Origin of the sequence: Winogradskyella vidalii (assembly GCF_013403955.1) — a bacterium.
Classification (GTDB): Bacteria; Bacteroidota; Bacteroidia; order Flavobacteriales; family Flavobacteriaceae; genus Winogradskyella; species Winogradskyella vidalii.
In genome coordinates this window covers 1-13,535 of sequence record NZ_JABFDG010000006.1, presented here as the reverse complement: position 1 = coordinate 13,535, position 13,535 = coordinate 1, and the positions used below count along the sequence as shown (strand labels likewise).

The 13,535-nt window shown below is 31.5% G+C and carries 13 protein-coding genes; all 13 read left to right on the top strand.

Annotated features, from left to right (window positions below; translation table 11 throughout):
* Positions 1-21 precede the first annotated feature (21 nt).
* Positions 22-1,104: a glycine cleavage system aminomethyltransferase GcvT gene (gcvT, locus tag HM982_RS13710; RefSeq protein WP_179353818.1), complete on the top strand. Its 1,083-nt coding sequence runs from the start codon at positions 22-24 to the stop codon at positions 1,102-1,104.
* Between the two features lie 23 nt (positions 1,105-1,127).
* Positions 1,128-1,964, top strand: coding sequence for a sugar nucleotide-binding protein (locus tag HM982_RS13705; RefSeq protein ID WP_179353817.1), 837 nt, complete (start codon positions 1,128-1,130; stop codon positions 1,962-1,964).
* Between the two features lie 83 nt (positions 1,965-2,047).
* Positions 2,048-2,335 (top strand): 4a-hydroxytetrahydrobiopterin dehydratase, encoded by a 288-nt coding sequence (locus HM982_RS13700; RefSeq protein ID WP_179353816.1) that lies wholly within the window; start codon positions 2,048-2,050, stop codon positions 2,333-2,335.
* A gap of 348 nt (positions 2,336-2,683) precedes the next feature.
* On the top strand, positions 2,684-3,430 hold the full coding sequence (locus HM982_RS13695) for a YebC/PmpR family DNA-binding transcriptional regulator (protein WP_179353815.1): 747 nt from the start codon (positions 2,684-2,686) through the stop codon (positions 3,428-3,430).
* Between the two features lie 183 nt (positions 3,431-3,613).
* On the top strand, positions 3,614-4,813 hold the full coding sequence (gene xerA, locus HM982_RS13690; RefSeq protein WP_218849849.1) for a site-specific tyrosine recombinase/integron integrase: 1,200 nt from the start codon (positions 3,614-3,616) through the stop codon (positions 4,811-4,813).
* A gap of 84 nt (positions 4,814-4,897) precedes the next feature.
* A complete protein-coding gene (locus HM982_RS13685) occupies positions 4,898-5,602 on the top strand; it encodes a hypothetical protein (protein ID WP_179353814.1) in 705 nt (234 codons plus the stop codon).
* A gap of 122 nt (positions 5,603-5,724) precedes the next feature.
* The gene (locus HM982_RS13680; protein ID WP_179353813.1) at positions 5,725-6,603 is read left to right on the top strand and encodes a hypothetical protein; all 879 of its coding nucleotides are present in this window, start codon (positions 5,725-5,727) and stop codon (positions 6,601-6,603) included.
* 151 nt (positions 6,604-6,754) lie between these two features.
* Positions 6,755-7,282 carry a DUF6933 domain-containing protein gene (locus tag HM982_RS13675; RefSeq protein ID WP_179353812.1) on the top strand — a complete coding sequence of 176 codons (528 nt, stop codon included), beginning with the start codon at positions 6,755-6,757 and terminating at the stop codon, positions 7,280-7,282.
* Between the two features lie 122 nt (positions 7,283-7,404).
* The gene (locus HM982_RS13670; RefSeq protein WP_179353811.1) at positions 7,405-7,974 is read left to right on the top strand and encodes a hypothetical protein; all 570 of its coding nucleotides are present in this window, start codon (positions 7,405-7,407) and stop codon (positions 7,972-7,974) included.
* A 348-nt stretch (positions 7,975-8,322) separates the two neighbouring features.
* Entirely contained in the window at positions 8,323-9,156 is an 834-nt protein-coding gene (locus tag HM982_RS13665; protein ID WP_179353810.1) for a hypothetical protein, read from the top strand.
* A gap of 835 nt (positions 9,157-9,991) precedes the next feature.
* On the top strand, positions 9,992-10,675 hold the full coding sequence (locus HM982_RS13660) for a hypothetical protein (RefSeq protein WP_115839799.1): 684 nt from the start codon (positions 9,992-9,994) through the stop codon (positions 10,673-10,675).
* Between the two features lie 153 nt (positions 10,676-10,828).
* Entirely contained in the window at positions 10,829-12,544 is a 1,716-nt protein-coding gene (locus HM982_RS13655; RefSeq protein WP_179353809.1) for a caspase family protein, read from the top strand.
* A 225-nt stretch (positions 12,545-12,769) separates the two neighbouring features.
* Entirely contained in the window at positions 12,770-13,225 is a 456-nt protein-coding gene (locus HM982_RS13650) for a hypothetical protein (RefSeq protein ID WP_246296826.1), read from the top strand.
* Positions 13,226-13,535 lie beyond the last annotated feature (310 nt).

Below are 13,535 nucleotides of genomic sequence, written 5' to 3'. Positions count from 1 at the left end.
CTGATTTTTCAGGCAATATCTATGAAAGACACAGCTTTAACATCTACACACGAAGCCCTTGGTGCAAAAATGGTTCCCTTTGCTGGTTATAACATGCCCGTACAATATGAAGGCGTAAATGCAGAACACGAAACGGTTAGAAAAGCGGTTGGTGTTTTTGATGTTTCGCATATGGGCGAATTTTTAATTGAAGGTCCTCATGCCTTAACTTTAATACAAAGTGTATCTAGTAATGACGCTTCTAAATTAGAGATTGGTAAAGCGCAGTACACCTGTTTACCAAATGATGATGGTGGTATTGTTGATGATTTAATTATATACAAATTAAAAGAAACGACTTATTTATTGGTTGTTAATGCCAGTAATATTGAAAAGGATTGGAATTGGATTGCATCTAAAAATGATGTTGGTGCCGAAATGCGCAATTTAAGTGAGGACTATTCCTTATTAGCCATTCAAGGTCCAAAAGCCATTGAAGCCATGCAGTCTGTAACGAGTCATGATTTATCAGCTATTAAATTCTATAATTTTGTAGTTGGTGATTTTGCAGGTGTAGATAATGTTATCATTTCAGCTACTGGTTATACTGGTAGTGGCGGTTTTGAAATCTACTGTAAGAATTCTGAAGTGAAACAAATATGGGATAACGTATTTAAAGCCGGTGCTGATTATGGAATTAAGCCTATTGGTTTAGCAGCAAGAGACACCTTGCGTTTAGAGATGGGCTATTGTTTATATGGCAACGATATTGATGATACCACCTCTCCTATTGAAGCTGGTTTGGGATGGGTTTGTAAATTCACTAAAGATTTCACTAATAGCGAAGCTCTAAAAGCTGAAAAAGTACGTAAGCCCGACAATAAACTAGTGGCTTTTAAACTTGAAGAGCGTGGCATTCCTCGTCATGATTATGCTATTGTTGATGAAAACGGAAATACAATTGGCCGTGTGACTTCAGGAACCATGAGTCCGAGTTTAGGTATTGGTATTGGCATGGGTTATGTGCCTACAGCATTTTCTAAAGTAGATTCAAAAATATTTATTCAGGTGCGTAAAAAAGCCATTCCTGCAACGGTTGTAAAACCACCTTTTTACAAAGGGTAAACGCTAAGCATGAAGTCTGATAAATGACGGAGGATACAGAAGCTCATAAACATCGCATACTTATACTAGGCGCTAGTGGTTATATTGGAAACGCAATATACAAAGAACTAGCGCCTTATTTTAAGACTTTTGGTACCTATCGCCAACCTACAAAAGCATTTGAAGCTAATAAGCAATTTATTCATTACGATGTTGAAATCGATGATGTCTATGAAATTTTAGAAGCCTGCAAACCTACAATTATTATTTCTGCACTCCGTGGTGATTTTAATGCTCAGGTTATTGCACATCAGCATATTGTAGAATACATCATTGGTTCTGGCAGTAAGCTTTTCTTTTTATCTTCTGCCAACGTTTTTGATGCCTACAGTAAATATCCAAGTTACGAGTTAGACAAAACGCTAAGTCATAGTGTTTATGGGCATTTTAAAATTAAGATTGAAAACTTACTCTTACGTCTCCCTAAACACCAAGTCGCTATTATTAGACTTCCTATGGTATTTGGTGCTGGTTCGCCTAGAATTCAAGAATTAAAATCAGCCATTGCAGCAAAAGAAGCCGTTGAAGTCTTTCCGAATTTAATAATGAATGTTGCGCTCGATAAAAAAGTAACGCAGCAGATACATTATATGATTAACCGGAATAAATATGGTGTGTTTCACTTAGGAAGCACCGATTTGGTTCATCATGATGAATTTATAAACGACGTCTTAGCGCTTATTACCAAGAAAAAGATTGTGATAAAACAAGTCTTTACCTCAAATGAAGACCGTTATTTAGCTGTGTTACCTAAATTTAATTCTTTAGCTAATCACCTTCAAATTACGAGTGATAAAATTTTAGAAGAGCTTTCTAAATAAGTTAAATCTCTGTTTTGAAAAAATAACAAGGTTTCAACGCGTCTTTTTTCAAATTATATTATTTTTATTAAAAATTAGAACTTATGAAATTAGACGACGAAACTATAGAAAAGAAATTATTACATTTTCCGGATTGGGATTATTTTGAAAATGCGATTCATGCGGAATTTGAATTCGATAATTTTAAAGATTGTTTTAGTGCCATGAGCCGAATAGCTTTTGAATGTGAAGCCCAAAACCATCACCCAAATTGGAGTAACACCTATAATGTTTTAAAAATATCATTGTCTACTCACGATGCGGATGGTGTTACCGATAAGGATTTTAAATTGGCTGAAGCTATTGAAGCGATTGTTGAAGTCGAAGAATAAATGATTGGTGATTGGTGATTGGTGATTGGTGATTGGTGATTGGTGATTGGTGAAAATTACAAACTGAATGTTGATTAGCAACGCTTAATACCTAATAATTTTTATTAATTGCTTTGTGCTTATTTGCTTAATGATTTTTTTTCACACTAAGACGACAAGGCGCAAAGACGATGGTTGTGATAATCCATAGTTTTATTTATAAATTTCACTTCCTGCTTTAACCTTTTTAAAGATATTATATTCATAAATAGAGTCAATCTTATTTCTACAATTTCAATATTTTCTTAAATTTGCTTTTGCCTAACATTAGGCACTTTATATACTTAATAATTTATAACTTTTTTTACTATGGGAAGAGCTTTCGAATTTAGAAAAGCAAGAAAAATGAAACGTTGGTCAGCAATGAGTAAAGCCTTTACACGTATTGGCAAGGACATTGTAATTGCAGTAAAAGAAGGTGGCCCGGATCCCGATAGTAATTCGCGTTTAAGAGCTGTTATTCAGAATGCGAAGGCGGTAAACATGCCTAAAGATAACGTAGAGCGTGCTATTAAGCGTGCTTCTGATAAGAGTCAGGGTGATTATAAAGAAGTGCTTTTTGAAGGTTACGCCCAGCATGGTATTGCAGTGCTTATTGAAACTGCAACAGATAATAACACCCGTACGGTTGCCAATGTACGTTCTTATTTTAATAAAACAGATGGCAGCTTAGGAACATCTGGTTCGGTTGTTTTTATGTTTGATCATACCTGTAATTTTAAAATTAAGGGTGATGATTTAGACTTAGAAGAATTAGAGCTAGAACTGATAGATTCTGGTGTCGATGAAATCTTTGAAGACACTGACGAAGATGAAGATGGTACAGAACACACCAGTGTGTTGATTTATGCACCATTTGAGAGTTTTGGAAGTATTCAATCGTATTTAGAAGAACATAAAATTGAAATAATTTCGTCTGGTTTTGAGCGTATTCCACAGGTGACAAAAAAACTAAGTCCAGAGCAAGCTGAAGATGTTGAAAAACTGCTAGAGAAATTAGAAGAAGATGATGATGTGCAAAATGTATATCACACCATGGAGGAAAGTGGTGAGTAAGCCTGTTATTTCAAAAAATATTTTTGCATAACGTTATTAAAACTCATAAATACATCCTGTTTTTTTTGAGTTATTCAAATATTTAGTTTAACTTAACTATCTATTAATCAACACTAAAACACATAAAACTCCTTAATTTTAAGATATTTGTGTGTTTACAAGTGTTTTAATTATGATATTAATATGGCTATTACTCTCCTCCCTTTACAACACAATAACATTAATATTATTGGAATTAAATTCGTTTTTAATTCAAAACTAAAAGCACACCTTAAGGCTTATAATGCTGTTAAATGGTCTAATACACATCGCATATATTATGTTCCGGATAATGCAACTCACAGGAGAGGCATTTATAATTATTTAAAAGAAAAAGGGTATAATATAGATTCTACTGCCTTAAGACAACCCGTTAATAAAGCCAATAAAAAGTCTAAAAAAATACTTAAAAGTTCTCAAATAGAAATTTTCAAGAATTTAGCCCAAGACAAGCAATCATTGATAAGAGAATGTGTGGGTTACTTAAAAAGCAAACGTTTAAGTGAGAGCACAATTTCAACTTATGGTCATTTTATACTTCGATTTGTAGATTTTACTAAAGATATTCCAAAATCTGAGTGGAACAAAAGAACACTCGAATTATTTTTAGAGAAAGTTATAGCTCGTGAAAATTATAGTATTAGCAGTCATAGACAATGTATAAGTGCTCTCAAGTATTTTACTGCTTTTTGCAATATCGACGATTTTGATTCACAGGATATTCAACGACCAAAAAAGAGCAAATATTTACCAGTTGTCTTATCTAAAGAAGAGATTATAGATTTATTGCAGGTTACAAAAAACTTAAAACATCGTGCCATAATAGGCCTAATATATTCCAGTGGCCTAAGGATAGGAGAATTATTAAGTTTACGTATAAGAGATATTGATTTGGATCGCAATCAATTATTTATAAAACAAAGCAAAGGGCGTAAAGACCGAACCGTCGTTCTCAGTGAAGTTTTAAAACCCCTACTCTATAATTATATAAACACGTATCAACCAAAATTTTATTTTGTTGAAGGTCAGCAAGGCAATGCATATAGTGCAAGTTCTGTCCGTAGTTTTTTAAAGAAATCGTGTGAACTAGCGGGTATTACTAAGCAGGTCACACCTCATACCTTACGTCATAGTTTTGCGACACATATGTTAGAAAATGGTGTTGATTTACGCTATATTCAAATTCTTTTAGGACATAGTAAACCGGAAACAACAATGATATATACACATGTAGCACAACATAGTTTAATGGAGATAAAGAGTCCGTTAGATGTAACGGTTGGCAATTTAGCTAAACAGGATAATAACAATCAAAAACTGCTGTTATCCCGAAAATTTCAGTGATAATTAACTATATTTGAATTGATATAACCAGTTGTGCGTCATTTAAGAAAAATCGTACTAAAATTGAAAATTCAGGAAAAAATAATGAAAAAAACACGAGAAATAACTGACTGGATTGAAAACAATTCAACTGAAATAATTGAAAATATTGACCAAGAAAGTGTCGATGTTTATAATTTTCTAAAAACTGAATTTAGGAAATCGAATATTAATGAGAATTACTTATTTCAATTTGTTTTTAGGAGTTTTTACCGAATTGACAACGCTGGACTTACGCCTGAATTTAAAAAAGAGTATTTTAAAATATTAGAACAAAATCGGAACGAAAAACAATTTGACTTTGAAAAAGTGTTACGGAGACTTTACTCGTTTCCGAACAGAAAAGGACAAAACACATTGCAGTTTTCATTTGCAACAAAGATGTTTAATACAATTGACGATATAATGCCGATTTACGACAGCGAAGTTGCTAAAATGTTTTCTATGTCAAGACCATATCAATCGGAATTTGAAATTAAATTGGATAAGTATTTAGACCAACTTGACAAAATTCAAAATGGTTACGAGCAAATAATTAACCAAAATCTTTTACCAGAAACAATTGGACTTTTTGACCATGTTTTTAAAGATAATAAGTTGTCCGAAATGAAAAAATTGGATTTTATATTCTGGTCTGCTGGAAAAATAAAAACAAAATTTACGAAAAAAGGAGATGATGGATTTCACACGATTGAGGAATTAGACGAAATTGACCGAAAAATAAAAACGAACGCACAACACCGTGTATAATTAATTGCTTGGTTCTAGCCTACTTGCGAAAATTCCTGCGGAATTTTCACAGGTTCGTAAATGTTTATTAACTTAGTTGCTTAACCACGCAACTAACCATACACAATCACGTTGGCAATAATTTGAAAAAATCCGTTTACATATCGAACTTTCTGCTTTTTCTATTGGCTTTTTCTTGTGGACAAAATTCTTCTGAAAAAGAACTAAACGGGAATTGGCGTGCAATCGAAAGCGAATTTAGCACTTGGCATTTTTTTCCTGACAGTTTAGTTTTGAAATTTCCAGGCGAATCTGATGAAAAGACAAATTGGAGTGCCAATAAATCTCAAATTGAATTTGAACTTCCTAATCTTTATTGGGAATTATCTGAAACACCAGAAGATTCAATTAATAGGATTTTAATTAATTACGAACTTTCTGAAAATAGAGATAGTCTTTTTGGAACTTTAAGAAACAATTGGGGCGTACATAAATTCGGTTTACTAAGAACAAAAAGCTATATTGAATATCTGAAAAAAAAGTTTGCTGTTGAATTTACATTACCAAAAGATAGCTCTGGAATATATTTAGGTCAAATGTATCATTCAACAATTGGCAGCAAGAAACTACACCCTAATTATGGACTAAAAATCTTTATGGGAAGTTCAAATAACAAAATTATCGCTAGAACAGAGCTTTCTGAAAATCTAAATAATTTGGAGTTTGACATTAAGAATTTTAAAGATAGTATTAGACCTTTAGGGGAAGAATTCGCTGGAGAAAACGAAATGTACTCAGAAGAACGATTCCATTTGCGAATTTTTGCTGACAAGAGTATTCCAGATTCAATAGTCACCAATAAATTGAAGATTACTATAAATCAAAAAAAATCGGAAGATAACAAACATTATACTGACACATTACCTATTAGGATTTATAGAATATTAAAAACTAAAGGAATTGACCCTCGAAATATAAAAGGAAAAGAAATAAAAACTATTGCCAACACCGTGTATAATTAATTGCTTTGTTCTTGCCTACTTGCGAAAATTCCTGCGGAATTTTCACGGGTTCGTAAAAGTTTACTAATTTAGTTGCTTAACCACGCAACTAACCATACACAAACACGTTGTACGTAAGCTGCCAAAGACACTCAGATAAGGAAAATATTGAATGAATTACACTCAAATTTATACAACACGAAAACTTGAAAAAACCATTCAGAAATCGATTGTTGAGAAAAACGAAATCGAAAATAAAATTTTAGGCGAATGGGTTGCGACCATTTTTTATATGGACAGAAAAAAATGTTGGTTAATTATAAATAAACTTACTAAATATTTGCTAATTCTTCCTGACATAAAAGCATCCGAATTGAATGATATTACGAAACTATTTACCGAAACTCTTCATTCACAACTTAAAAACGACGGAATTGCAATTGATTACGGAACTTTAAGTGAAATAATTGGAGAAATAAAACTGTGCGAAACAAATAATGATAGAAGTGCCAACAGCTCTCTGAATAATTGTATGTATAGTATTGAAGATTGGAAAATTGACTATGGCAGTTTTGAAAATTTACCATTTCGAAAAATTAATAGTGGATTGAATAGCTCACCAAACCAAATGATGAATTGGAAATACCCTAAAGAAGTAATGAACGAAACAATAAAAGCCTACGTACAACACCGTGTATAATTAATTGCTTTTTTAGTCTTACTTACGAAAATTCCTTCGGAATTTTCTCTGGCAAGTAAAAGTTTGCTAAATTAGCTACCGAACCACGCAACTAACCATACACAAGACCGTTGTAAAACATTATGAAAAAAACTCTGATAATATTAATAATAGTACTGACTTCAAATTTAGCTGAAGCACAGTTTGTAAAAGAAAAATCAATAAATGCTCAAATTGGATATGGTGTTAGTTTTCCATATAATAGTATTGACGATGTTGCTGATGATGGTTTTTTTGCACAAGGAGAATTAGTATTAAAAGTCACTTCTTGGTTTGAATTAAGGCCTTACGCTGGTTTTATTTTGACAAATTCTGACGGAAAAGATTTAAATGACAATCCTACTAATGAAATAGCAGAATCAAAAGCATTTTTGCTTGGTGGGAAAGCAAGAGTTCGTGCGCCAATTCCTTGGGTTGCACCATATGTTGAAATTGGAATAGGAACCTCAATTGGAAAATTTGAAACATTAACAGCATTTGACAATATCGATAAAGGTGGTATAATTTATCATATACCTTTCGCAATTGGACTCGAATTAGGAAAAAATAATAATGTTGATTTAGGGTTTACTTATTATTTTCAACCATCAGTTCAACAATTCGTTGGAGCATTTGCAGTCGGAATTACATTTCCGCTGAATAATAAAAAATAACGTTTTACAACAACGTTTATAATTAATTGCTCTGTTCTTCCTTACTTGCGAAAATTCCTGCGGAATTTTCACGGGTTCGTAAAAGTTTGCTAAATTAGTTGCTTAACCACGCAACTAATCATACACAAACACGTTGTACACAATTTTGAAATAACCTATTCTATTATGAATTTTTTATAGAAATTAAATTGTATCTTTGAATTGCTTTACTCGGAAGCAATTCACTCATCAAAGAAAAGTTGTATCAACACCGTTTACTTACGAACATATTTTAATCGAATATATTCTCGCTTTTTGAGAATGGTTGATGAGTGACATTTTATCTTGCGAATACAAATATATTTTAAGATGAAAAAAAATGTTAATAAACATAACGTAGATTATGTAAAAAGACTCGCTAAAAAACTTAAAAAAGAACAAAATATTTCTCACCACGAAGCTTTAAATCTTACTGTTGAAAAATTTGGATTCAATAATTGGAAACATTTCCTTAACGAAAACAAAGAATCTATTGAAACCAAAAAACATAATCCGTATGACAAATTATCTATAGTAGATATAAATAAATTAATTGGTTTATGCCATAATGGATTTTCAAACGGAAATGAGAAAATTGATTCTTCGACTTTCTCTGAAATCCAAAAAATAGAAAAAATAAGGGCTGAAATCAAAAAATATTTTACTAAAACGAAATCTTTTAATTTAAAAAGAAGTTCTTACGGTTTAAAGCATGAACTTGAAAGACATTTAGGAAACTATGTTACTAATGGTGAGTTAATTTATGCTATGTATCTAGAAGGCTATAAAATAAAACGTTGCGATATTAACTGCTATTTCAACATAAGTTCTGTTGGCTTGAAAAACTTAACGATTTCTAACAAATTATTAGAATCATTTAAAGTATCATGGGAATATGAGCTGGAAGATTACTTGAAGTTTAGAAAAAGATTGAAAAAATTTAAAAGAAACAAATACCATTTTGACTTAATAATTAGTCTTTTATTTCAAAACGATATTCCTAAAAAGAATGTTTATGGAGTAATTGGTGCTGAAATAGGTGAGACTTCTGAAACTATTAAACAGTGGTTTACTATTGAAAATGATGAATCAATTCCAGAAGAGAAACTAATAGCTTTATCTAAAATATTTAATTTTAAACCTGAAAAATTAAAAAACTTCTGAAATTAAATATAAAAAAAGTACATTAGAAATTTTAATACACCAAAATAAAACTGTGTACAACACCGGCTAAAATTAATACGGGTTTTGGTTCTTGCTCAAAGTTTTGTGTATATTTACTAAGTCGCCAAATCCTTTTTGATTTGGCTTTAGAATAAGAAAAATAAAACCAAAAAAAAGGCTTCGGCTTAGTCCGTGTTCGAAAAGGCTCTGCTCCTTTTCTTCCCGTACTAATCCTAGCCAAAACCGTTAACTGTAATAACGCAGCGCAATCAAATTCGGAATTTTCAGCAAAAAAAATCAAGTTACTTAAGCCGAATAAAATGCAAAAATCTCACTCGAATTCTGAATTTTAAAAGATTAGATTGATAAACATAACGCACGAATTTCTCACTCGAAATCTGAATGAAAATACATTGGAATTTTAGCTCGTTTGATTAATTGGAATTGGAATCTTACTCAATCGGAATTCTCACTCAAATCCGAATTGAAAACTGTTGAAATTCACTCAGTCGGAATTTTAGCAAGTTTGTAAAAGCCGAACTTAGAGGAAATCGAGCATCGCTCGATTTTTTTTTCTAAATTAGAGGTTTAATAATTAAAATTAATTCAGAATCATCGGAATATAAATATTGTGGAATATCAAGAAATCGAAAACACTCAAATAAATAAAAACCAAGTAATTACTACAGTTAACACCGTGTATAATTAATTGCTTTATAGAGCTTACGTACGAAAATCCTCTCGGATTTTCTATTCGGTAAATATTTAGTAACTTAGTTGCCAAACCACGCAACTAACTCATACACAAACACGTTGTGGTTAATTTGACAGACCAATGAAAATAAGACTAATTTTAATATTTCTACTTACCATTTTCCAAACTTCTTGGGCTCAAGATTGTGATTTTGTAATACGGAATTTGTCGAATATTCTAAATGGAAAATCGGAACTTATTGACAAATCGGAATATGATAAAGTTGTTAGAATTTCAGAAAAATTTATTGATTTTAAGCCAATATCTGAAATTGAACTGACCAAAAAATATCCTGAAATTTTCAAACTTAAAGACTCTTGCTATACATTTCCAGCAAATGCTAATAATGGAATTGGAATAAAAACACCTGAATTAAAAGCCTGTAAATATTTATTAAAAGAAAAAGGATATTCAAATTACGAATTTAAGGGAACTTATTGCGGAAACGCATTAATTGAAATTACTGAATTTGAGGGTTGGGGATTTTTATCAGTTGACTTGAAAAACGGACTGACTTGTTTTACAATGGGAAAACCTTTGACTTCAGATGGAGAAACAGCCATTTCTCACTCAAACTATTATGGAGAAGAGGAAATTGCATTAACGGATTTAAAAACGAAAGAACAGTACGTTATTGGAATTCAAGGTTGGAGAACGATTGAATCTAAAGTTTCAAATAATAGTTACTATTTAAAACTTGAATCTGAATTTCAAACAAGTTGCGAAAAGGAAATAAAATATTTGAAAGTGGAAATAAAAAACTAACCACAACACCGTGTATAATTAATTGCTTTATTGAGCCTACTTGCGAATATTCCTGCGGAATATTCACGGGTTCGTAAATGTTTGCTAACTTAGTTGCCAAACCACGCAACTAACCATACACAAACACGTTGGGCGTAATAAAAAACAAATCGATTGCAAGAGAAAAGATTAGCATTAATAATTGGGATTTCAAAATATGAAAATGCAAATTCACTAAAGAATCCTGTAAATGACGCCAATTCTATGGCTATCGTTCTAGAAAAATTAGGGTTTGATGTAATTACACTAAAGGATTCAAATTATAAGGACTTCAAAATTGCTATAAATGAATTTGGAGATAAACTAAATGACTATGAGGTAGGAATGTTCTATTTTGCTGGACACGGAATTCAAGTAAAAGGATTAAACTATTTAATTCCATCTGATGCCAACCCGAAAAGTGAGAATCAGGTAGAATATGACTGTATAAATGCAAATTTGATTCTTTCATTAATGGAAGATGCGAGCAACTCAATTAATCTTGTTGTCCTTGATGCGTGTCGAAACAATCCTTTTGAAAGGTCATGGGAAAGGTCACCTACAAATCAAGGTCTATCATATATGAGCGCTCCATATGGAACATTAATTGCTTACTCCACAGCTCCAAACAAAACTGCTTCTGATGGAGAAGGGCAAAATGGACTATACACTTCTGAATTACTTGATGAGATTATTGCACCAGATATGACAATTATTAAAGTACTTCAGAATGTTAGACAGTCAGTAATTAAGATAACAAAGGGAAATCAAGTTCCTTGGGAATCTACTTCTCTAATAAATGATTTTGTTTTTAATGACAACCATTATTTCTCTTTAAGTACATTCTGTAAGAAGTTGATTTATAGCAATCGTGATATTGTATTTAATCAATTAAAACTTGAAATTTGGGATACGAACAGAATTGTGCACAGCGGAATCCCTCTCAATAAAATGGATGCTGAAGAAGGTGTAATTGAGGTATACTATAAAAATGGAGTAAATTATTTTGATTTATTCAAAGAAATCGAAGTAAAGATAATGCGCAATGGAGAGAGGATTTATCATTTGTTTACAACAAGTAGAGACTACGAAAGAATCACCCTAATTTCAAAAGAACTGTATAAAACACTTGGAGGGGGAATATTCGATGACACACGTCACTCTTCTTTTAGAGAAATAGATAAAATTAAGAAACTTGCAAAAGGTAGAACCAAAAAAGCTGAGGAGGAACTAATTACCATTTGGTATTTCAAAAATGTAACGTTTACCTTAAAATACCTTATTCAACCCAAAATGCGATTATTGATGTTCTCCGTAAATATTACACCTGAGAAAAAAGTAATAGAAAAAAACATACTTGAAGCATTAAATAATGATTTCGTTTCTTTAATTGAGTCTTCGGTAAAGGTTAATACAGAACAACAGGATTCCGGGTTTTTAGAGGACTACCATATCACGTTAGATAAACCTGAGTTTAACTTTTTTGACAATGCTATAATCAAAGTATTCTCTGATAATTCTAATTTTCATAAATCAAGTAACCTGACCCTATCAAGATTAGATGGAAGTTTAGATATAAAAATGTTGAGCCTAATGATTTCTGAAATTACTATGATTTATGGATTGGATAACTCTGGAGAAGGATATTTAACAGGAGACGAGATTGAACTAATTAAAGAAAACAGATATTGGTCAGGAAGAAAGTGGGATTTAAATATTCAACATCAGTTATATGACTCGGAAAGTCAAGGAGAAGAAATGATGTATGCAATTTATATTGATTACATATATCCTGAAAATGAAATAGAGTTGACAATTCTTAGATATAAGTCATTATTGACTATTAGTTAAGAAAAATTACTACGCCCAACAAGGTGTATAAAACATAGCTAATAAGTGCCAAACCAAAGGTGGTGCTTATTTACAAAGACCGCCAAATTTTTAAATTTGGCTTTTAAGATTGATAAGTTAAAATCAAAATATAAAAATTTGGCTCAGTGTTAAACCCAAAATGTAGTATCTTTTTACACGCTACGTTTCATACACAATACCGTTGTAAAACATTTGAAGAAAATTTTGAAAATATCGTTCATAATTCTAACAATAGGCTGGTTTGCTTTTATTGGGTTCGGATTTGTTGTTGCTAATTTCTTCGGAGAAACGCGTGAGGATTTAGCTTTTAACGAAACTAATTACTCGTGCGAATTAAAAAATGGAAAATATAAAGTGGTTTATGACAAAGAATTTTCTCAATATCCAAAATGGGAATTTGAACTAAATGGAAAAAATGTAACTAAAATAAACTCTGATATAAAACGTAAATACGAATTTGAAAAAATTGGAGCAAATAGTTTTCGACTTAATTCATTGGAAAAGAAAACTGACTCGCTGACAGAAATTCAAAAAGCTTTGATTTCTCAAGGAAAATCTTATTACGAGATAACTGATTGCAAAAAAGACACTTTTGAATTTACTATGCGTGTGAATTTACACGTAATTTCAAATTCTGGAAAGTTTATCAAAGTAGAATAACGAAAAAACAGGATTTTAAATCTGTGAAAAAATTAAATCACAAACGTTGCGGAAATGGAATTAAAAAATTGAGTTTAAAAAAAAATAAACTAAGAAAAAAAACGTTTTACAACACCGTGTATAATTAATTGCTAGGTTCTTGCCTACTTGCGAAAATTCCTGCGGAATTTTCACGGGTTTGTTAAAGTTTACTAACTTAGTTGCTTAACCACGCAACTAACCATACACAAAACCGTTGTGCATAATTTGAGAAAACTCACGAATTGAATAAAATAATAGGAATTATATTGACAATTTTACTTCTGATTTC